The organism is Pseudomonas sp. Sample_22 (assembly GCF_004307635.1).
Lineage (GTDB): Bacteria > Pseudomonadota > Gammaproteobacteria > Pseudomonadales > Pseudomonadaceae > Aquipseudomonas.
Map to the genome: position 1 here is coordinate 57,209 of NZ_RCNY01000032.1, position 19,810 is coordinate 77,018.

18 protein-coding genes and 1 pseudogene are annotated in these 19,810 nt (G+C 60.8%); 5 read left to right on the plus strand and 14 right to left on the minus strand.

Translation table 11 applies throughout. From position 1 onward, the window contains the following. Window positions 1–146: 146 nt before the first annotated feature. A complete protein-coding gene (locus D8U73_RS08260; protein ID WP_056854863.1) occupies window positions 147–1,589 on the plus strand; it encodes a mechanosensitive ion channel family protein in 1,443 nt (480 codons plus the stop codon). 21 nt (window positions 1,590–1,610) lie between these two features. On the opposite strand, the gene D8U73_RS08265 is transcribed toward D8U73_RS08260, so the two are convergent. Next, entirely contained in the window at window positions 1,611–2,570 is a 960-nt protein-coding gene (locus D8U73_RS08265) for a FecR domain-containing protein (protein WP_130904187.1), read from the minus strand. Continuing rightward, complete coding sequence (locus D8U73_RS08270; protein ID WP_056854861.1) at window positions 2,570–3,076, minus strand: sigma-70 family RNA polymerase sigma factor; 507 nt, start codon at window positions 3,074–3,076, stop codon at window positions 2,570–2,572. Before D8U73_RS08270 ends, D8U73_RS08265 begins: the two co-directional genes overlap by 1 nt. A gap of 212 nt (window positions 3,077–3,288) precedes the next feature. On the opposite strand from D8U73_RS08270, the gene D8U73_RS08275 reads away from it, so the two are divergent. Beyond that, entirely contained in the window at window positions 3,289–3,729 is a 441-nt protein-coding gene (locus tag D8U73_RS08275; RefSeq protein ID WP_130904188.1) for a carboxymuconolactone decarboxylase family protein, read from the plus strand. A 221-nt stretch (window positions 3,730–3,950) separates the two neighbouring features. Here D8U73_RS08275 and D8U73_RS29455 read toward each other — a convergent pair. From D8U73_RS29455 to D8U73_RS08290, 3 genes and pseudogenes are all read right to left on the minus strand, one after another. After that, window positions 3,951–4,207 (minus strand): annotated as a pseudogene (locus D8U73_RS29455) (type II toxin-antitoxin system RelE/ParE family toxin). 150 nt (window positions 4,208–4,357) lie between these two features. Beyond that, window positions 4,358–5,539, minus strand: coding sequence for an acetyl-CoA C-acyltransferase family protein (locus D8U73_RS08285; RefSeq protein ID WP_056854858.1), 1,182 nt, complete (start codon window positions 5,537–5,539; stop codon window positions 4,358–4,360). Further along, window positions 5,536–6,318 (minus strand): enoyl-CoA hydratase-related protein, encoded by a 783-nt coding sequence (locus D8U73_RS08290; protein WP_130904189.1) that lies wholly within the window; start codon window positions 6,316–6,318, stop codon window positions 5,536–5,538. The genes D8U73_RS08285 and D8U73_RS08290 overlap by 4 nt, the downstream gene beginning before the upstream one ends. Window positions 6,319–6,535: 217 nt before the next feature. On the opposite strand from D8U73_RS08290, the gene D8U73_RS08295 reads away from it, so the two are divergent. The 3 genes from D8U73_RS08295 to D8U73_RS08305 are packed head-to-tail and all read left to right on the plus strand — an operon-like array spanning window position 6,536 to window position 10,004. After that, complete coding sequence (locus tag D8U73_RS08295) at window positions 6,536–7,642, plus strand: polyamine ABC transporter substrate-binding protein (protein WP_130904190.1); 1,107 nt, start codon at window positions 6,536–6,538, stop codon at window positions 7,640–7,642. Between the two features lie 38 nt (window positions 7,643–7,680). Beyond that, window positions 7,681–9,099: an aminotransferase gene (locus D8U73_RS08300; RefSeq protein WP_130904191.1), complete on the plus strand. Its 1,419-nt coding sequence runs from the start codon at window positions 7,681–7,683 to the stop codon at window positions 9,097–9,099. Next, on the plus strand, window positions 9,096–10,004 hold the full coding sequence (locus D8U73_RS08305; protein WP_130904192.1) for a helix-turn-helix transcriptional regulator: 909 nt from the start codon (window positions 9,096–9,098) through the stop codon (window positions 10,002–10,004). The genes D8U73_RS08300 and D8U73_RS08305 overlap by 4 nt, the downstream gene beginning before the upstream one ends. Window positions 10,005–10,141: 137 nt before the next feature. On the opposite strand, the gene paaZ is transcribed toward D8U73_RS08305, so the two are convergent. The 9 genes from paaZ to paaK all read right to left on the minus strand — a co-directional run bounded on the left by paaZ (window position 10,142) and on the right by paaK (window position 19,725). After that, entirely contained in the window at window positions 10,142–12,211 is a 2,070-nt protein-coding gene (gene paaZ / locus D8U73_RS08310) for a phenylacetic acid degradation bifunctional protein PaaZ (protein ID WP_130904193.1), read from the minus strand. Between the two features lie 62 nt (window positions 12,212–12,273). Then, a complete protein-coding gene (locus D8U73_RS08315) occupies window positions 12,274–13,920 on the minus strand; it encodes a cation acetate symporter (RefSeq protein ID WP_056854852.1) in 1,647 nt (548 codons plus the stop codon). Next, window positions 13,917–14,225 carry a DUF485 domain-containing protein gene (locus tag D8U73_RS08320; RefSeq protein ID WP_130904194.1) on the minus strand — a complete coding sequence of 103 codons (309 nt, stop codon included), beginning with the start codon at window positions 14,223–14,225 and terminating at the stop codon, window positions 13,917–13,919. The genes D8U73_RS08315 and D8U73_RS08320 overlap by 4 nt, the downstream gene beginning before the upstream one ends. 176 nt (window positions 14,226–14,401) lie before the next feature. Beyond that, window positions 14,402–15,478 carry a 1,2-phenylacetyl-CoA epoxidase subunit PaaE gene (paaE, locus tag D8U73_RS08330; RefSeq protein WP_056854850.1) on the minus strand — a complete coding sequence of 359 codons (1,077 nt, stop codon included), beginning with the start codon at window positions 15,476–15,478 and terminating at the stop codon, window positions 14,402–14,404. A gap of 34 nt (window positions 15,479–15,512) precedes the next feature. After that, window positions 15,513–16,046 carry a 1,2-phenylacetyl-CoA epoxidase subunit PaaD gene (gene paaD / locus D8U73_RS08335; RefSeq protein WP_130904195.1) on the minus strand — a complete coding sequence of 178 codons (534 nt, stop codon included), beginning with the start codon at window positions 16,044–16,046 and terminating at the stop codon, window positions 15,513–15,515. After that, the gene (paaC, locus tag D8U73_RS08340; protein ID WP_130904196.1) at window positions 16,033–16,794 is read right to left on the minus strand and encodes a 1,2-phenylacetyl-CoA epoxidase subunit PaaC; all 762 of its coding nucleotides are present in this window, start codon (window positions 16,792–16,794) and stop codon (window positions 16,033–16,035) included. The genes paaD and paaC overlap by 14 nt, the downstream gene beginning before the upstream one ends. 8 nt (window positions 16,795–16,802) lie before the next feature. Continuing rightward, window positions 16,803–17,084: a 1,2-phenylacetyl-CoA epoxidase subunit PaaB gene (gene paaB / locus D8U73_RS08345; protein ID WP_007943393.1), complete on the minus strand. Its 282-nt coding sequence runs from the start codon at window positions 17,082–17,084 to the stop codon at window positions 16,803–16,805. Window positions 17,085–17,112: 28 nt separating this feature from the next. Continuing rightward, a complete protein-coding gene (gene paaA, locus D8U73_RS08350; protein WP_056854847.1) occupies window positions 17,113–18,102 on the minus strand; it encodes a 1,2-phenylacetyl-CoA epoxidase subunit PaaA in 990 nt (329 codons plus the stop codon). Window positions 18,103–18,399: 297 nt separating this feature from the next. After that, window positions 18,400–19,725: a phenylacetate--CoA ligase PaaK gene (gene paaK, locus D8U73_RS08355; RefSeq protein ID WP_130904197.1), complete on the minus strand. Its 1,326-nt coding sequence runs from the start codon at window positions 19,723–19,725 to the stop codon at window positions 18,400–18,402. Window positions 19,726–19,810: the final 85 nt, after the last annotated feature.

Sequence of the window (19,810 nt, forward strand, 5' to 3'; positions counted from 1 at the left end):
TGCAGGAGCTGCCGCAGGCTGCGGTCTTTTGATCTTGATCTTCGGACGTTCTCGGAGCGATAAAAATCAGGATCATAAGATCGCAGCCTGCGGCAGCTACAATGTGTGCGATATTTGCGTTCATTGTCCTGTGCCGGAGTTGCTTGATGCTGTCGTTGATCGCCGAACACCCGTTGATCTGCGCCTTGGTCCTGATCCTGATCGATATGGTCATGTGGCGCTTGATCGACGCCAACCACCACAGCTGGAAACTGTTCCTGCGGGTAGTGATTTTTTCGCTGTACAGCGTTTTGCTGTTCAACGAAGGCATGAACCCGATGGTGCCGGCGCCGTGGGCGGACAACGTGCCGTTGCACCTGGCGGCCACCGGTTTGCAGATCGCCTGGTGGTTATTCGCCGCGCGCACCCTGACGGTGCTGATTGGCGCGGCGATGATGCAAAGGGTCGGGCATACCGGGCGATTGCTCCAGGACCTGCTCGGTGCGCTGATTTTCCTGATCGCGGTGATTGCCGCGCTGGCCTATGTGCTCGATTTGCCGGTCAAAGGCGTGCTGGCGACTTCCGGCGCGCTGGCGATCATCGTCGGCCTGGCGTTGCAGAGCACACTCAGCGATGTGTTCTCCGGGATCGTCCTCAATACCACCAAGCCCTACCAACTGGATGACTGGATTGCCATCGACGGCACCGAAGGCCGGGTTATCGACATCGACTGGCGGGCCACGCGGTTGCAGACTTCCCAGGGCAGCATGATCGTGATTCCCAACTCGCTCGCGGCCAAGGCCAAGATCACCAACTTCAGCCGGCCCAGTGACATGTTCGGCGTTTCCATCAGTTTGCAGGTCAGCCCCCATGTCCGTCCGCAAACCGTGATCGATGCTCTCGAGCGGGCCATGCAAGGCTGCCGCATTCTGCTGAGTGCGCCGGGGCCGAAGGTGGCGCTCAAAAGCTCCAGCGCTGCTGGCGCGGACTATGAAATCAGCGGGTTCGTTGCCTCGATGAGCGAAAAGCGCACGGTGCGCAATCAGCTGTTCGACCTGGCATTCCGGCACTTGCGGGCGTCCGGGATCAATTTGCTCTCGAGCGTCGAGCCCAATCCCGAGAGCGATTCTTCACGGCCACGGGCGTTGCTCGACAGTTCGCCGATTTTCTCGACCTTGCGCCAGGAAGAGAAAGAAACCTTCAGCCAGAACATGGCCCTGCAGACTTTCCGTGCCGGCGAGACGATCCTGGCGGCGGGGGAGGTCAGTCATCACTTGTTCATCATCGAGTCCGGCGTGGTGTCGGTAACGTTGAACGTCCACGGCGCGCTCATCGAAACCGGGCGCATGGGGCCAGGGGAAGTGATCGGCGAGGCTGGCATCCTCACCGACACATCGTCGGCTGCCGAGTTTGCCGCGAAGACTTTTTGCACGCTTTACCGTATTGAAAAGGACTACCTGAAACCGTGCCTGGATGCTCGCCACGACATCAACGATGCGATGAAAACCTTGCTGGATTTCCGCTTGCACAAGGTGCAGTCGCTGATTCAGGAAGAACCGGTTGTGGTGCGCAAGAAAGGGTTTTTGCAGTGGTTGCTCAAGCGCGCCTGACGGCGGTGAAGGCCGACGGCGTCAGACCCGCGGCTCGATCGTCAACCAGTATTGGGTCATGCGGCTGATATTCAACGGCAAGGTATCGCTGAGCAGGCGCAGGCTGGCGTCGGTGTCGCGCAGGGAAAATGCGCCCGACACACGCAGCCCGGCGACGTCCGGGTGGCAGCGCAATACCCCCGGGCGGTAGCGGCCAAGTTCGCTCAACAGTTCATCCAGACGCATGTTGTTGGCCAGCAGCATACCCTTGTCCCAAGCGACGGTGTTGAGGTCAAAACGCTGCGCAGCCTCGGCCCTGTCGAGCCTGAAGCGCTGACGCTCGCCAGCACTGAGGGTCGTGCTTTCGCGCAGTAATTGCGGGGTGACCACCACTTGCCCTTCGAGAACGGACACCTGACTTGTGGCGTTTTCTGTGCGCACGCAAAACCGGGTGCCCTGCGCATGAGCCGTGCCTTGCGGAGTTTCGACGATAAAGGGGCGCGCGCCGGGGTCTTTGGCGCTGCTGATCAACATTTCGCCATTGAGCAACAGGACGCGTCGCTCTTGCGGATTGAAAGCGATGTTCACCGCGCTGTCGGTGTTGAGCAGCAACTGGCTGCCATCGGGCAGTTGAAGGTTTTTCTGTTCACCCACGGCGGTGCGCTGATCGGCGGTCCATTGCTCCCAAGGCAGGTGTTGCGATGCCATACCCAAGGGCCCGGCAATAAACAACAAGCCCAGCCGGGTGAGGGTCTGTCGGCGACTCAAGCCCTCTTTGCGCGAAGCCCGTTGCAAAGTCTGCATGGCGAGGTTGGCCGGCACACCACGAAAATCCCCGAGCAGTACTTCGACCCGCTGCCAGGCCTGGGCATGCTCGGCACTGCGGCTGCGCCATTGGGCGATGGCCTGGTGATCGGCGGCCGTTGCCGTGCCGGAATGCAATTGCACCAGCCAGTCGGCGGCTTCGCCAAGAATCTGCGGGTTGATCATCGACGAATTCATCAGGCGACACTCAGGCAGGCAATGAACGCCGTGCGCATGTGGCGTTTGACGGTGATCAACGAGACATTCAAACGGGTGGCGATCTGCGCGTACGTAAGGCCCTCGATCTGCGACAGCAAGAACGTTTCGCGGGTGACGGCGGGCAGTTCCCGTAGCAGCGCTTCGATGCGCCACAGGGTTTCAAGGATCAGCAGACGGGTTTCCGGCGACGGCACTTCGGCCGCCGGCAAATGCGCGATGGTTTCCAGGTACGCGCGCTCGATGTCCTGCCGCCGCCAGCGGTCAATCACCAGGCCTTTGGCAATGTGCGTCAACAATGCCCGCGGCTCGCTGCCCAGCGGTTTCACCACCTGACGTGTCAACAAGCGCAGGAAGGTGTCGTGGGCCAGGTCGGCCGCATCACAACGGTTGCCCAGTTTGCGATGCAGCCAACTCTGCAGCCAACCGTGATGTTCGCTGTAGAGATGATGAACTTGCTGGTTCAGGGATTGATCGGCGGACGGCATGGCGGGCAAGTACTCGACTCGGGCATCCTGCGTGAGTGCAATTAAGAATTGATCGCATTCTAGTAGGGCGGGCCGAGTGATGGCAATTCACATTTCGCAGTTTCTTTCGGAACCTGTGCCAGTGGCCTCCTCGAGTTCTCGAATATTGGCTATTTGTCCTTAACGCTCGGGGGACTAACGTAGCTCCACCCCCATTTGTCCTGGAGCTCACCATGCAACCGCGTATCGATTTCTACACCGCCAGCCCTGATGCCCTCAAAGCCATGATCGCGCTGGAGACCGCTGTATCCAAGCTGCCGCTGGAAAAGAACCTGATCGAACTGGTCAAGTTGCGCGCCTCGCAAATCAACGGCTGTGCCTTCTGCATCGACATGCACACCGCCGACGCGATCAAGGGCGGCGAAACCCCACGCCGTCTGTTTGCCGTGACTGCCTGGCGTGAAGCGCCGTTCTTCACCGATCGTGAACGCGCCGCTTTGCTGTGGACCGAATCCCTGACCCAGCTCAGCCTGACCCACGCCCCGGATGAAGATTACGACGTGGTCGCGGCCCAGTTCAGCCCCAAAGAACTGGTCGACCTGACAGTCGCCATCAACACCATCAACAGCTGGAACCGCCTGGCCGTCGGCTTCCGCAAAACCCCTCAGGCCTGATTTTCAGGAACAGTGCCGAGGCTCAATGGGCATCGGCACTTGGCGTGGGCGGTGGTTGTTCCTTGCGCATCAAGGGCACCATCGCTTTCCGGTTATGTCATTTGCTTGCCTGTCGGCAGAAAAATTGCGATCTGGCATAAGGCATTGCACATTTCAGGTGCAGGCTTCAACGGACCAAGGTATTCAGACGTAGAACCACACCAACCCAGCACTGTTAGGCTTCACGGGTATTCTTGCCTGGCATGCAAAACGGATACGATTTCGATTCGATCCGTCACCCGGTAGACACCAGATAATTGGGATGAACAACAATCTCCCGCGTACCGGGTACGCGACCGAATCGATATAGGTAGGGATGTTGCGGAAGGGCTGAGGTAGCAACCTCAATGGCTTGGTACAGCTCGCTAGCGGCTACAAGGTGGCGGTCGCCGATGTAATCAATGATTTGCCACAGCTCAGTTCGGGCTTCGGGTCCCAACGGTCGTAGCTGGCGGCTTGCTCTTCGAAGGTCTGTTGTCGGATCCGGGTTTCACTCGGTGCTGTGGAAGCTGCCGCAGGCTGCGACCTTATAAAGACAAGGTCAAAAGATCGCAGCCTGGTTTCACTCGACAGCCCCTACGGCAAGGGGTTAGACGCGCTCGAAAATCGCCGCGATCCCCTGGCCACCACCGATGCACATGGTCACCAGCGCGTAGCGGCCGTTGGTGCGGTGCAGTTCGTGGATGGCTTTGGTGGCGATGATCGCGCCGGTGGCGCCGACTGGGTGGCCCAGGGCGATGCCCGAGCCGTTCGGGTTGACTTTGGCCGGGTCGAGGTCGAGTTCCTGGCTGACCGCGCAGGCCTGGGCGGCGAAGGCGATGTTGGCTTCGACCACGTCCAGATCAGCGACGGTCAGGCCGGCGCGTTTGAGCGCCAGGCGCGTGGCAGGGATCGGACCGAGGCCCATCAGTTCCGGTTCGACGCCGGCGTGGGCGTAGCTGACCAGGCGCGCGAGTGGCTTGAGGTTATTGACCTGGACAGCGGTGCCGGTAGCCATGACCAGGGCAGCGGCGCCGTCGTTCAGGCCCGAGGCGTTGCCGGCAGTCACCGAACCGTCTTTCTTGAACGCAGGCTTCATGCCGGCCAATTGTTCCAGGGAGGTGGCACGCGGATGCTCGTCGACGCTAAACAGCTTGGTGCCCTTGCGATCCTGGATTTCCACGGTGGCGATTTGCTCGCTGAAGTAGCCGTTGGCAATCGCGTGGGCGGCGCGTTTCTGGTCTTCAAAGGCCAGGGCGTCTTGCATCTCGCGGGTGATGCCGTTGCGTGCGGCCACGTTTTCGGCGGTGATGCCCATGTGAATGCCATGGAACGGGTCATGCAGGATGCCGAGCATGTAGTCGATGACCTGGGCGTTGCCCATGCGCGAACCCCAGCGGGCGCTCGGCATCAGGTACGGGCCACGGCTCATGGACTCGGCACCGGCACCGACGACGATGTCGGCGTCGCCGAGCATCAGGGTCTGGGCGGCGTTGATGATCGCTTGCAGGCCCGAACCGCACAGGCGGTTGACGTTGTAGGCCGGGGTTTCCTTGGGAATGCCGGCGTTCATTGCGGCAACCCGGGAAATATAGGCGTCACGGGTTTCAGTCGGGATCACGTTGCCCATCACCAGATGGCCGACGAGCGCCGGGTCTACGGCGGCCCGCTCCAGGGCGGCTTTCACAGCGGTGGTCGCCAGGTCGGCCAATGGCACGTCCTTGAGCGAACCGCCGAAGGTACCGATGGCGGTACGGGCGGCGCTGACTACGAAGATGTCCGGGGTGTTCATGACTGGGCTCCTTTCGGTGGATTCTTATCTGTACTGCGATTGAGCAGGGCATTCAAGGCTGTTTTCGCCTCTTCGCTGTTGAGGCGCTGGATGAACAGCGTGTTTTCTTCGCGCAGGGTGGCCTGCAGTTCTTCCATACCCGGCTGCTTTATCAATTGCCGGGATTGGCGCAAGGCTTGCTGAGGCATCGCCAAAAAGCGCTGGGCAATTTTGGCGGCCGCGGCCAGGCACTGTTCGCCGTCATCGAAGGCTTGGTTGGCCAGGCCCCAGGCCACCGCTTCGCTGCCATCGAGGCTGTCACCCAATAGCAGCAGGCGCGCGGCACGGGCATGGCCGAGCAGGCGAGGCAATAGCAGGCTGGCGCCAAATTCGGGGCACAGACCCAGATTGACGAACGGCGTGCGCAGCTTGGCGTCGCGCGTAATCAGCACCTGATCGCAATGCAACAGCAGGGTGGTGCCGATACCGATGGCCGCTCCGCAAACCGCTGCGATCAACGGCTTTTGCAGGTGCGTCACGGCGCGCATCAGGCGAAACGCGGGGCTGTCCAGGTGCTTCGGCGGTTCCTGCAGGAAGTCCACCAAGTCGTTGCCACTGGTAAAACAGTTCGGGCCGCCGGTGATGATGATCGCCCCCACGGCATCGTCTTCATTCGCGGTAAACAACAGGTCGGCCAGCCGCGTGTACATGCTGTTGGTCAGCGCGTTGAGCTTGTCCGGGCGGTCGATGGTCAGCGTCAGCACGCCATCGCGGTGTTCTTGTTTGATCAGGTCGGTCATGGCGCGCTCTTGGCGAGTCGGTTCAACGGGCACTTTAAGCGTCAGGCAAACCCTGCCGCTATGCCAAAACGGGTCAACCGGGCTGATGCTTTTTGCCATGTCGCCGGCCCATCGGGTGTTCACACCCATTCGGGGTATGGTGCCGACCTGTGAATCCGCCAATAGTAGGTACATCCGCTCATCCAGAGCCGAACTCGCTTGATAAGGTGCATTTGCTATGGGCAAGACACTGCTTAAGGTGATTTCCAGTCTGTTTGTTGTACCACTGACCCTGAACGCCTACGCCGCCGAGGTAAACGACAGCAACACGCTGCGGCTCTATAACTGGGCGGATTACATCGGCGAGAAAACCCTCGCCGATTTCGAAAAAGCCACCGGCATCAAAGTCATCTACGACACCTTTGATGCTTACGAAACGGTGCAGGCCAAGTTGCTCACCGGGCACTCCGGCTATGACCTGATCGTGCTCAACGCGTCCCTCGCACCGCCGCTGATCCAGGCCAAGGTGTTCCAGCCACTGGACAAGAAACTGCTGCCGAGTTGGACCAACCTCGATCCGAAAGTCTTGCAGGACCTGCAAGGTTTCGACCCCGGCACGATGTATTCCGCGCCCTATACCTGGGGCAGCAATGGCATCACCTACAACGTCGACAAGATCAAGGAGCGCATGCCGGACGCGCCCATCGGTTCGCTGGCGATGATTTTCGATCCGAAAATTGTTTCGCGCTTCGCCGACTGTGGTGTGACCCTGGTCGATGCGCCGACCGAAGTGATTCCGCTGGCCCTCAAATACCTTGGCCGCGATCCTCGCAGCGCCAGGCCAGAGGACCTGAAAGCCGCGCAGGAACTGCTGTTGTCGGTGCGGCCATACATTCGCAAATTCGACTCGGTCAATTACCTGACCAGCCTGCCCAACGGCGACGTGTGCATGGCCATGACCTGGTCCGGCGATTACGCCACAGCCATGGCCCGCGCCGAAGAAGCCAGGTTGAACATCAACCTGTCCTACTTCATTCCCAAGGAAGGTTCGTTGATCTGGTTCGACAACCTTTACATCCCGGCCGACGCGCCCCACGTCGCCAATGCCCACAAGTTCCTGGAGTACCTGATGCAGCCGCAGGTGATGGCGGACGTCACCGACTACATCCATTACGCCAACAGCAACGCCGCGGCCACGCCTTTGTTGAAGGCCGATGTACGCAACAACCCGGCGATTTACCCCGATGCCGAAACCCGCGAACGGCTGTTTCCGCAGAAGACTCAGGACGGCAAGGACATGCGGGCCATGACCCGGGTCTGGAGCACCGTCAAGAGCGGCATTTGATTGTTCGAACGTTAGTCAATTCGGTTAGAGGTTTACTTATGGCGACGCCAACACGCAGCGTTTTTTCCCCAGCGGATGAATCCCGGCTGGTCAAAGCCGACAAGGCCCACCATATGCACGGCTATCACGTGTTCGACGAGCACGCCGAACAGGGTTCGCTGAACATCGTCGCCGGAGACGGTGCCTACATCTATGACACCCAGGGCAACCGCTTCCTCGATGCAGTGGGTGGCATGTGGTGCACGAATATCGGCCTGGGGCGTGAAGAAATGGCCGACGCCATCGCTGACCAGGTACGGCAATTGGCCTATTCGAATCCGTTTTCCGACATGTCGAACAACGTCGCCATCGAGCTCTGCGAGAAGCTCGCCAGCCTGGCGCCGGGGGATCTCGATCACGTGTTCCTGACCACCGGCGGCTCCACCGCTGTGGACACCGCGTACCGACTGATCCAGTACTACCAGAACTGCCGTGGAAAACCGCAAAAGAAGCACATCATTGCGCGCTTCAACGCGTACCACGGCTCTACCACACTGACCATGTCGATCGGCAACAAGGCTGCCGACCGGGTGCCGGAGTTCGATTACGCCAACCCGCTGATCCATCACGTTTCCAACCCCAACCCGTACCGTGCTCCAGACGGCATGGATGAGGCGCAGTTTCTCGAATTTCTGATCAAGGAATTCGAAGACAAGATCCAGTCGATTGGCGCTGACAAGGTCGCGGGTTTCTTCGCCGAGCCAGTGATGGGCTCGGGCGGGGTGATCATTGCGCCCAAGGGCTATCTCAAGCGTATGTGGGAAGTCTGCCAGCGCTACGACATTCTGTTCGTCGCCGACGAAGTGGTGACTTCGTTCGGACGCCTGGGCAAGTTCTTCGCCTCCCTCGATGTGTTCGATGTGCAACCCGACATCATCACCACTGCCAAGGGCCTGACCTCGGCTTACCTGCCGCTGGGCGCGTGCATTTTTTCCGAGCGCATCTGGAAGGTCATCGCCGAACCGGGCAAGGGCCGTTGTTTCACCCACGGTTTCACCTACAGCGGTCATCCGGTGTGCTGCACGGCGGCGCTGAAAAACATCGAAATCATCGAACGGGAAAACCTGCTGGCCCATGTCGAGGATGTCGGCGGCTATCTGGAACAACGTTTGGCGACGCTGCGGGACTTGCCGTTGGTGGGCGATGTGCGCTGCATGAAGCTGATGGCGTGCGTGGAGTTTGTCGCGGACAAACGCACCAAGGAACTGTTTGCCGACGAGATCAACATTGGCGAGAAAATCCATTCGCGGGCCCAGGCCAAAGGCTTGCTGGTGCGGCCGATCATGCACCTCAACGTCATGTCGCCGCCGTTGATCCTCACCTATGCGCAAGTCGATGAGATCGTCGAGACCCTGCGGGTGTGCATCCTGGAGGTGGCGGCCGAACTTTCAGCGAACGGCCAGTACGCGGGCCAATGATTTCGTCGGTCAAGCTGTTACCAAGGGCTTGCGCAGCCGCTAGACTGCGGGGCATGAGCAAACCAGACGACAATACGCTGATCGCCATGCCCTTCGGGGCATTGCACAAATGGCATGGGGGAATGCGCGAGGCATTCGCCCATATCGATGAGCCTGACGCCCTGCAACACCTGGCATCCGCGTTGGCGCAACTGGCGGGCGTCGAGTCGATGATGATCAGCCTGGAGCGCAAGGACCGCGCGCCACAGTTGCTGCATCAGCGCGGGATTGCCCAGGAATATCAGGTGTCGATTCTTGAGCGTTATTTTGCCGGGGGCTATTTGCTCGACCCGTTCTGCCTGGCGGTGGAGCAGGGGCTGGCGCAAGGGTTCTATCACCTGGAAGAAATCGCCCCGGACCACTTCTTCGACAGCGACTACTACAAGACTTATTACCTGAACGCGGGCTGTTCCGAAGACAGCTACTACATTGTCGATACTGGCAATGACACGAAGATTTCACTCAGCCTGTTTCAGGGTTTCGGCGGTGAGTGCCTGTGCGCCGAGCAATTGAATCTGCTGCGCGCCGTGGAACCGCTGGTGCGTGAATTCATCAGTGAATTCAGCCAGCGCGGGATGCTGCGCAGTCGCGAGATCCAGTGCGACCAGGATCAGGGCCAACGCGATGATCTCAAGCATCGGGTGCAGTCGGCTTTCGAGCATTTCGGCAGCGATTTGCTGACCGAGCGCGAGCGGCAAGTGGCGCACATGGTCCTGCGCGGGCATTCGGTGAAGTCTACGGCCAGCCAGATGGGCATCTCGCCGGAAACCGTGCGCATGCACCGCAAGAACCTGTACCTGAAGCTGGAGGTGGGGTCGCAGTCGGAATTGTTTGCGCTGTTTATCGAGTGGTTGCGCAGGCACTGAGCCTTTCACGATCGTTCCCACGCTCTGCGTGGGAATGCCTCAAGGGACGCTCCGCGTTCCAGCGCTGGAGGGGACGCAGAGCGCCCCGGGCTGTATTCCCACGCGGAGCGTGGGAACGATCAGTCAATGGTGCGAGGTCAGTCTTCGCGTTTTACAACCAACGTTAAAATGTCATAGCTGGCCACCAGTTCGCCGAGTTGGTTGGTCACCTCCACATCCCACGCCACCACGCCTTGCGGAATTCCTTGAGGGCTCTTCTTGCCCTGGTCGATCTTGCGTTTGCAGGTCAGGCGCGCCTGGATGGTGTCGCCGATGCCCACCGGGTTGATGAAGCGCAAGGTGTCCAGGCCATAGTTGGCCAACACCGGCCCCGGCGCAGGCGACACAAACAGCCCGGCTGCCGCCGACAGCACGAAGTAACCGTGGGCAATGCGCTTGCCGAATTGCGATTCCTTGGCGGCGATCTCGTCGAAGTGCATGTAGAAGTGGTCGCCCGACAGGCAGCCGAAGTTCACCAGATCCGCTTCAGTGACGGTGCGGCGGTGAGTCAGCAGCGATTCGCCGATCTGCAGGTCCTGGAAGTAACGACGGAACGGATGCACTTCGGTTTCGATGACCTTGGCACCGCGCACGTACTCGCCGGTGACCGCCGCCAGCATGGTTGGCGAACCTTGAACCGCCGCGCGTTGCAGGTAGTGTTTCACCGCACGCAGGCCACCGAGTTCTTCACCGCCACCGGCGCGGCCCGGACCACCGTGCTTGAGTTGCGGCAGCGGCGAGCCGTGACCGGTGGATTCGCCAGCGGACTCACGGTCCAGCACCAGTAGCCGACCGTGCAATGCAGCCGCCACCGGAATGGCTTTGGCGGCGATGTGCGGATCCTTGGTGATCAAACTGGCCACCAGGCTGCCTTTGCCGCGTGCAGCCAAGGCCAAGGCTTCATCCAGATCGTCGTAGGCCATCAGGGTACTGACCGGCCCGAACGCTTCGATATCGTGGGCGCCGCCCTCGGCATGCGGGTCGCGGGCCTGCAACAGGGTTGGCGCGAAGAACGCGCCTTTGTCGACATTTTCACCACGCGGTTCAAAGCCATCGCGCGCGCCAAACAGCATGTCGCTGCTCTGCAACAGTGCTTGCAGACGTTCAGTCACGTCCTTCTGCTGGTCGTGGGACGCCAGCGCACCCATGCGCACGCCTTCCACCGACGGGTCGCCGACCACCACTTTGGCCAGGCGATCGCGCAGGCGGGTGGCAACCGCATCGATGTGCTTGGCCGGGACGATGGCGCGGCGGATGGCGGTGCATTTCTGCCCGGCCTTGGTGGTCATTTCCCTGGCGACTTCCTTGATGAACAGCTCGAACTCTTCGTCATCCGGGGTCACGTCCGGGGCGAGGATCGCGCAGTTCAGCGAGTCGGCTTCGGCATTGAACGGCACCGAATTGCGAATCAGGTTCGGGTTGACCCGCAGCTTGGCCGCGGTATCGGCCGAACCGGTGAAGGTCACAACGTCCTGGCCTTGCAGGCGGTCGAGCAGGTCGCCGGTGCCGCCGATGATCAATTGCAGGCTGCCGGCCGGCAACAGGCCGGATTCATCCATCAGTCGCACTACGGCTTCGGTCAGGTAGCTGGTGGCGCTGGCCGGCTTGACGATGCACGGCATGCCGGCGAGGAAGCTCGGGGCGAACTTTTCGAGCATGCCCCAGATCGGGAAGTTGAACGCATTGATGTGCACCGCCAGGCCACCACGAGGCACCAGGATGTGGGTGCCGGCGAAGGTGCCCATTTTGCTCAGCTGCATCGCCGGGCCTTCATGGACGACGTTGCCCGACGGCAGTTCCCGCGAGCCGAGGCTGGCGTAGGTGAACAGCGTGCTGTTGCCGCCCTCGATGTCGATCCAGCTGTCGGCGCGGGTGGCGCCACTGTGGTGGGAAATCGCGTAGAGCTGTTCCTTGCGCTCGCTCAAGTACAGAGCCAACGCCTTCAGACGTTGGGCGCGTTGCTGGAAATCCAGCGCCATCAGGCCACTGATGCCCTGGCGGCGACCGTGCTCGATGGCTTCGGCGAAGTCCGGGCGCTCTTCATGGGTGTACGCAATATCGTGGCCGTCGATGGCACTGCGCAGGACTTGCGCGCCGTGTTGGCCGAGCCAGCGGCCGGCGATGAAGCTTTGCAGGGTTGGGGCATGCGGTGCAGTTGAGGAGGACATCAGGATTGCTCCGGGTATGGTCAGTGTCTGGCGCGGTTCGAGCCGCGCCGGTCAAAAGAGGATCAGTGCTGGCTGGCGCCCGAGGCGCCGATACCGGTCATGGAACGGATGAACTGCGCCAGATAACGGCCGCGTTCAAGGGCTGCACGGGGTGACTGGTCGGTGACGGAAAATAGCCAGGCGCTGAAGAACGCCAGGCTCATGGAAAACAGCGCCGGGTTGGAATACGGGAACAGTGCCTTGTCGTGATGCATGACGTTGACCCACACGGCCGGGCTCAGTACCAGCAGGACAATCGCCGAGACCAGGCCAGCCAGGCTGCCGAGCACTGCGCCACGAGTGGTCAGGCCTTTCCAGTACATCGAAAGGAACAGCACCGGGAAATTCACCGAGGCGGCGATGGCCAGCACCAGGCCGGAGAGGAAGGCAATGTTCTGCGACTCGAACAGCAGGCCGAGGATGATCGCCAGCACGCCGATGCACAGGGTGGCGATTCGCGACACGCGCATCTCTTGCTGTTCGCTGGCCTGGCCCTTGCGCATCACGCAGGCATACAGGTCATGGGACACCGCCGAGGCGCCGGACAGTGCCAGCCCGGCAACTACCGCCAGAATGGTGGCGAAGGCCACCGCCGAGATGAAACCGAGGAACAGGTTGCCGCCAACGGCCTGGGCCAGGTGCACGGCGACCATGTTGCCACCGCCGATGATCGCGCCACTGGCGTCACGGAATGCCGGGTCGGTGCCGACCATGACGATGGCGCCGAAGCCGACGATGATCAGCAGCAAGTAGAAGTAACCGATGAAACCGGTGGCGTAGAACACGCTTTTACGCGCTTCCTTGGCATCGCTGACGGTGAAGAAACGCATCAGGATGTGCGGCAGGCCGGCAGTGCCGAACATCATGCCAAGCCCTAAGGAAATTGCGTCGATCGGGTTCGACAGCAAACCGCCGGGTGCCATGATCGCGCCGCCCTTGGCATGCACGGCAGTGGCGCCGGCAAACATCGCTTCGGTGCTGAAACCGAAGTGCTTGAGCACCATGAACGCCATGAAACTGGTGCCGAACAGCAGCATCACCGCCTTGATGATCTGTACCCACGTGGTGGCGAGCATGCCGCCGAAGGTCACGTAGAACACCATCAATACGCCGACCAGCATCACGGCGTAGAGGTAGTCGATGCCGAACAGCAATTCGATCAGCTTGCCAGCGCCGACCATCTGCGCCACCAGGTACATCAGCGCCACGGTCAGGGTGCCGAATGCCGACGTCAGGCGCACCGGGGTTTGTTCCAGTCGATAGGAGACCACGTCGGCGAAGGTGTATTTGCCCAGGTTGCGCAGGCGTTCGGCAATCAGGAACAGGATGATCGGCCAGCCCGCGAGCACGCCCAATGCGTAGAGCAGGCCGTCGTAGCCATTGAGGAACATCATCGCGGAAATGCCGAGGAACGAGGCAGCCGAGATCATGTCACCGGCAATCGCCAGGCCGTTCTGAAAACCCGTCATGCCGCCGCCAGCCGTATAGAAATCGCTGGCGGAGCGGGTGCGCAGTGCCGCCCAGCGTGTCACGCCGAGGGTGAACAGGACGAACACCAGGAACATGCCGATGGCGTTCCAGTTGAGCGGGCGGGACACGCCATCGGCGGCCACCGCCAGATCAGTGACCACCGCCAGCGGCAACAGGAACAACGCGAGAAGACGGCTCATCGGGCGCACTCCTGCTTGAGTTTTTCGTTCAGCGGGTCGATCACGTTGTTGGCGCGATAGACATAGAAACCGGTCAGGGCAAAGGCCAGCACCACGATGACCACACCCACCAGCATGCCCACGGTGGTCACGCCGCCGCTCAGGGATTGGCCGAGCGTGGAGGGGGAGAACGCGACCAGCAACACGAAGCCGAAGTAGATCACCAGCATGATCAGCGACAGCGACCAGTACAGCGTCTGCTTGCGCCGCACCAGTTGAATGAAGTCGGGGTGCTGGCGGATGAGTTCTATGTCTTGGGGTGTCATGACGCGCTCTCCTTTGTTGTTTTTGTTTTGGGGTGAAACAGTATTTCGGGTCTATCGCTAAAACTGAGGGAGCGGGCTTGCCCGCGATAACGATGGATCAGTCACCAGTGATGTTGAATCTGATGGCCTCATCGCGGGCAAGCCCGCTCCCACAGGGTTTGGTGTGGCGCCTGATATCAGAGCTGGTCGAAATCCAGCACCACCTTGTCGCTGATCGGGAAGGCTTGGCACGACAGCACATAACCGGCGGCCACTTCGTAGTCTTCCAGAGCGTGGTTGCTGTCCATTTCCACTTCGCCTTCGATCACCTTGCATTTGCAGGTCGAGCACACGCCGGCCTTGCACGAATAAGGCAGCTCGGCGCCCTGGGCATTGCCCGCATCGAGGATGCTCTGGCTGTTACGCGGCAGGTCGAAGGCCAGGGCGCGGCCGTCGCTGATCACGGTGATTTGGCTGACCGCTGAATCCACCTGGCGCGCCGCTTCACGGGCTTCGCGTTTTTGCTGGCTGCCGGCGGCGGCGAACAGTTCGAAATGGATGCGTTCAGGTTGCATGCCCTTGGCCTTGAGACCATCGCGCACCGTCTCGGTCATCTCCTGCGGACCACAGATGAAAGCGGCGTCGAGCGCCTTGACATCGAGCCAACGGCTGAACAGTTGCTCGCATTTCTCGGCGTTGATTCGGCCGTTGTACAGGTCGACGTCCTGTTGCTCGCGGCTGAACACGAAGATCAGGTTAAGGCGTTGCAGGTAGCGGTTTTTCAGGTCTTCGAGCTGTTCGCGAAACAGCGCGCCGGAGCTGGAGCGGTTGCCGTACAACAGGGTGACGCGGCTGTGGGGTTCGGTTTCCAGGGTGGTCTTGATGATCGACAGGATCGGCGTGATGCCACTGCCGGCGGCCACGGCCAGATAGTTGCCATGACGCGCCGGGTCGAGTTCGACGCAGAAATGCCCGGCCGGAGGCATCACCTCCAGCGTGTGGCCGGCCTTGAGCTGCTCGTTGGCAAACGCCGAAAAGCGTCCACCGGCCACACGCTTGACGGCGATGCGCAGTTCACCGTCGTTGACCCCGGTGCAGATCGAATAGGAGCGACGCACTTCTTCGCCGTCCAGTTGGGTACGCATCACAAGGTGCTGGCCCTGGGTGAAGTGAAAACTGTCCTGCAAGTGCTGCGGAATTTCGAAGGCGATGGACACCGCGTCACGGGTTTCGGCGCGTACATCCTTGATGGTCAGGCTGTGAAATTTGCTCATTGTTGTTCTCCAGCTGGGACGGCCGATTCGCCGCTCAGATGCACTTGAAATAGTCGAACGGTTCCCGGCAATCGACGCAGCGGTACAGCGCCTTGCACGCGGTGGAACCGAACTCGCTGAGCACCTCGGTGTGGGCGCTGCCGCATTGCGGGCACACAACCTGCGGGCCTTCACCGAGCAGGCTGCGCTTGCTGGTGCTGCCCTCGGGCGGGGCGATGCCGTAGGCGCGCAGGCGTTCGCGCCCGCTGTCGCTGATCCAGTCGGTGGTCCAGGCCGGGGTCAATTTGCGTTCCAGCTGCGGCGCCTTGAATCCGGCGAGCTCCAGGGCATCACGGATATCGCTCTCGATCACTTCGGTGGCCGGGCAACCGGAGTACGTCGGCGTGACCACAACGTGAAGGTGCCCGGCCTGCCAGCCCAGATCGCGGACAATGCCCAGGTCGACCACGCTGACCACCGGGACTTCCGGGTCCATGACCCCGGCCAGAATCGCCCAGGCGGCAGCCAGGTCGGACGGTTGCGCCGGCCGGGCGCCGAGGTCGCTGGCGATCAGCTCACCAGGTTGCATCGGGGTACGCTCGTGGCAGGAACTGCATCTCGGCCAGCAGAATGCCCAGGTGTTCGCTGTGCAGGCCCTTGCGCGCATTCAGATAGAAATAGCTCGGCGCGGCGGGCACGGGCAGGGTGGCGCTGGCGAAGATTTCGTTGACCTTGGCTTGCCACTGCGCGGCGACGCTGGCGATGTCCGGGGTGATGCCGGCTTCGCACAGGCGCTGTTCGCTGTCGTCGGCGGCGATCAGTTCTACAGTGAAGCGCCAGACTTCGGGGATTGCCGCGAGCATGCGCTTGTGGCTTTCCTCGGTGCCGTCACCCATACGCTCAATCCATTCGCCGGAGCGGCGCAGGTGATAGGTCACTTCCTTCACCGCCTTGGCGGCGATCCCGGCGATGCGTTCGTCGCTGGACTGGCTCAGGCCCTGCAGCACCGGCAAATGCCAGGCGTCATAGAGGAACTGCTTGAGCATGGTCACTGCGAAGTCGCCGTTGGGTTGTTCCACCAGCAGCAGGTTGCGATAGGCGCGCTCATCGCGACGAAACGCCAGGTGATCGGCATCGCGGCCGTCACCAAGCAATTGGGCGGCGTATTCCAGCCAGTTGCGCGCCTGGCCCACCAGGTCGAGGCCGACGTTCATCAGCGCCAACTCTTCTTCCAGCGCCGGGGCCTTGCCGCACCATTGGCACAGGCGCTGCCCCTGGATCAGGGCGCTGTCGCCAAGACGCAACAGGTATTCGATCAAATCAGTCTTGTTGTCCATGGTCGACCTCACATGTGCCCGACTTCGGCCGGCAACTCGTAGAAGCTGGCGTGGCGGTAGACCTTGTCGTCCGACGGGTCGAACAGCGGGTCTTTTTCATCCGGCGACGAAGCGGTGATCAGGGCTGAAGGCACCACCCACAGGCTCACGCCTTCGCTGCGACGGGTGTAGAGCTCGCGTGCGTTCTCGATGGCCATGGTGGTGTCGGCGGCATGCACGCTGCCGACGTGCTTGTGGTTGAGGCCGTGCTTGCTGCGCACGAAGACTTCGAAGAGGGTCCACTCGGACATTTCAATTACTCCACATCAGGTGGCCGAATCAGGCGGCGTTCTTGTTTTGTTTTTTGCGGGCGTGGGCGACGGCGGCTTCACGTACCCAGGCACCGTCTTCAATCGCCTTGCGGCGGGTGGCAACGCGTTCGGTGTTGCACGGACCGTTTCCCTTGAGCACTTCGTAGAATTCGCTCCATTGGATTTCGCCAAAATCGTAGTGACCGCGTTCGGCATTCCACTTCAGGTCCGGATCGGGGCAGGTGCAGCCCAGCAGTTCCAGTTGCGGGATGGTTTGGTCGATGAAGCGCTGGCGCAGTTCATCGTTGCTCTGGCGCTTGATTTTCCAGGCCATCGATTGCGCGCTGTTCGGCGAGTGTTCGTCGCTCGGGCCGAACATCATCAGCGACGGCCACCACAGACGATTGATCGCGTCCTGGACCATGTCTTTTTGCGCCTGATTACCGTGGCGCATCATGGTCAGAAGAATTTCGTAGCCCTGGCGCTGGTGGAAGCTCTCTTCCTTGCAGATGCGCACCATGGCCCGGGAGTAGGGGCCGTACGAGGTGCGCTGCAACACCACCTGGTTGACGATCGCCGCGCCATCCACCAACCAGCCCACCGCGCCCATGTCGGCCCAGTTCAGCGTCGGGTAATTGAAGATGCTCGAATACTTGGCCTTGCCGCTGTGCAGTTTGGCGATTTCTTCATCACGGTCGGCGCCGAGGGTTTCCATGGCGCTGTACAGGTACAGGCCGTGGCCGGCTTCGTCCTGGATCTTGGCCATCAGTTGCAGTTTGCGTTTGAGCGTCGGCGCGCGGGTGACCCAATTGCCTTCGGGCAGCATGCCAACGATTTCGGAGTGGGCGTGTTGGGAAATCTGCCGGATCAGGGTCTGGCGGTAGGCATCTGGCATCCAGTTCTTGGCTTCGATCTTTATTTCTGAATCGATTTTTTCCTGGAAGGCGCGTTCCTGTTCGGACATTTCCGAGAGGTCCTTGATGCGCTTGACGCCGGTTTCTACGAGCTGTGCGTACATTTTTTGTTCCCGCCTTGAAATCTGTTCTGGGGCATGGAGAACTTTATAAGCGATACAGAAATTTTTATCAAACATAAAATGACGTGTCGCGTTTGTTTTTTGTATCGCTTTCGATTGATCGTTCCCGCGCTCCGCGTGGGAATGCATCCCGTGACGCTCCGCGTCACCGTTGCGCAGGCGGCGACTGCGGGACGCAGAGCGTCCCCGGCGGTATTCCCACGCGGAGCGTGGGAACGATCATCTTCCGTGCGCCCAAAAAAAAGCCCCGCAAAAGCGGGGCTGAAAAGGGTGCAGCAGTCATGCTTTCGGACGTTTATCCAATACGTGGCAGGCCTTGCCTTCCGAGCGTTTGATCGAATGGAACGGCTGCAAGACAATCCGCGAGCTGATGCCGATATACGTCTTGATGTGTTTGCTCAATTCCCCGCAAACAGCCTTCTGTTGTTCGTCACTCAGGTGCTGGTGCTCTGCCTTGAGTTCGACATGCACATCCACGCTGTCCAGGTTGCCATTGCGATACAGATGGATCTCATAACACTCGGCAAGTTGTTTGACTTTCAGGACCTGTTCTTCAATCTGCGTCGGGAACACGTTGACCCCGCGAATGATCAGCATGTCATCGCTGCGTCCGGTGATTTTGTCGATGCGTCGCATCGGACGCGCGGTGCCCGGCAGCAGGCGGGTCAGGTCGCGGGTGCGGTAGCGGATCATCGGCAGGGCTTCTTTGCTCAGTGAGGTGAACACCAGTTCGCCCATCTGCCCGTCCGGCAGCACTTCACCGGTGACCGGGTCGATGATTTCCGGGTAGAAATGGTCTTCCCAGATGGTCGGGCCGTCCTTGGTTTCGGCGCATTCCATGGCGACACCTGGCCCCATGATTTCCGACAGGCCGTAGATGTCCAGCGCGGTGATGCCCAGGCGTGCCTCGATGGCGCTGCGCAGTTCGGCGGTCCACGGTTCGGCGCCGAAGATGCCCAGGCGCAGGGCCAGTTTGTGCGGGTCGATGCCCTGGCGCTCGATTTCATCGGCGATGTTGAGCATGTAGGACGGCGTGACCATGATGATGTCCGGCTGGAAATCCTTGATCAATTGCACTTGCTTTTCAGTCTGGCCACCGGACATCGGAATCACGGTGCAACCCAGGCGTTCGGCGCCGTAGTGCGCGCCGAGGCCGCCGGTGAACAGGCCGTAGCCGTAGGAAATGTGCACTTTGTCGCCACGGCGGCCACCGGCTGCACGGATCGAACGGGCCACCACATTGGCCCAGGTGTCGATGTCGTTCTGGGTGTAGCCGACCACGGTCGGTTTGCCAGTGGTGCCGCTGGACGCGTGCAATCGCACGATGTCGTGCATCGGTACGGCAAACATGCCGTAAGGGTAGTTGTCGCGCAGGTCGGATTTGGTGGTGAAGGGAAACTTCGCCAGGTCGTCCAGGGATTGGATGTCATCCGGGTGCACGCCCAGCGCATCGAAACGCTGACGATACAGCGGCACGTTGTTGTAGGCGTGGTTCAGGCTCCAGCGCAGGCGTTCCAGCTGATGCTGGCGCAGCTCGTCGATGCTGGCGGTTTCCAGCGGGTCCAGCACAGGGTTGAGCACGGCTTTGGCAATTGGCATGTTCATGTATTCACTCGAATTGTTTTTGTGTTCCAGCCCCCGCGTGCAGGGGCTTTGAGTGCATGCCCCAAGGATACCTCTGGGCTCCTTG

What these genes read in the sequence shown, in the direction of transcription:
- D8U73_RS08260 (WP_056854863.1), top strand. Translation starts at nt 147, where the DNA reads ATGCTGTCGTTGATCGCCGAACACCCGTTGATCTGCGCCTTGGTCCTG.
- D8U73_RS08265 (WP_130904187.1), bottom strand. Translation starts at nt 2,570, where the DNA reads ATGAATTCGTCGATGATCAACCCGCAGATTCTTGGCGAAGCCGCCGAC.
- D8U73_RS08270 (WP_056854861.1), bottom strand. Translation starts at nt 3,076, where the DNA reads ATGCCGTCCGCCGATCAATCCCTGAACCAGCAAGTTCATCATCTCTAC.
- D8U73_RS08275 (WP_130904188.1), top strand. Translation starts at nt 3,289, where the DNA reads ATGCAACCGCGTATCGATTTCTACACCGCCAGCCCTGATGCCCTCAAA.
- D8U73_RS08285 (WP_056854858.1), bottom strand. Translation starts at nt 5,539, where the DNA reads ATGAACACCCCGGACATCTTCGTAGTCAGCGCCGCCCGTACCGCCATC.
- D8U73_RS08290 (WP_130904189.1), bottom strand. Translation starts at nt 6,318, where the DNA reads ATGACCGACCTGATCAAACAAGAACACCGCGATGGCGTGCTGACGCTG.
- D8U73_RS08295 (WP_130904190.1), top strand. Translation starts at nt 6,536, where the DNA reads ATGGGCAAGACACTGCTTAAGGTGATTTCCAGTCTGTTTGTTGTACCA.
- D8U73_RS08300 (WP_130904191.1), top strand. Translation starts at nt 7,681, where the DNA reads ATGGCGACGCCAACACGCAGCGTTTTTTCCCCAGCGGATGAATCCCGG.
- D8U73_RS08305 (WP_130904192.1), top strand. Translation starts at nt 9,096, where the DNA reads ATGATTTCGTCGGTCAAGCTGTTACCAAGGGCTTGCGCAGCCGCTAGA.
- paaZ (WP_130904193.1), bottom strand. Translation starts at nt 12,211, where the DNA reads ATGTCCTCCTCAACTGCACCGCATGCCCCAACCCTGCAAAGCTTCATC.
- D8U73_RS08315 (WP_056854852.1), bottom strand. Translation starts at nt 13,920, where the DNA reads ATGAGCCGTCTTCTCGCGTTGTTCCTGTTGCCGCTGGCGGTGGTCACT.
- D8U73_RS08320 (WP_130904194.1), bottom strand. Translation starts at nt 14,225, where the DNA reads ATGACACCCCAAGACATAGAACTCATCCGCCAGCACCCCGACTTCATT.
- paaE (WP_056854850.1), bottom strand. Translation starts at nt 15,478, where the DNA reads ATGAGCAAATTTCACAGCCTGACCATCAAGGATGTACGCGCCGAAACC.
- paaD (WP_130904195.1), bottom strand. Translation starts at nt 16,046, where the DNA reads ATGCAACCTGGTGAGCTGATCGCCAGCGACCTCGGCGCCCGGCCGGCG.
- paaC (WP_130904196.1), bottom strand. Translation starts at nt 16,794, where the DNA reads ATGGACAACAAGACTGATTTGATCGAATACCTGTTGCGTCTTGGCGAC.
- paaB (WP_007943393.1), bottom strand. Translation starts at nt 17,084, where the DNA reads ATGTCCGAGTGGACCCTCTTCGAAGTCTTCGTGCGCAGCAAGCACGGC.
- paaA (WP_056854847.1), bottom strand. Translation starts at nt 18,102, where the DNA reads ATGTACGCACAGCTCGTAGAAACCGGCGTCAAGCGCATCAAGGACCTC.
- paaK (WP_130904197.1), bottom strand. Translation starts at nt 19,725, where the DNA reads ATGAACATGCCAATTGCCAAAGCCGTGCTCAACCCTGTGCTGGACCCG.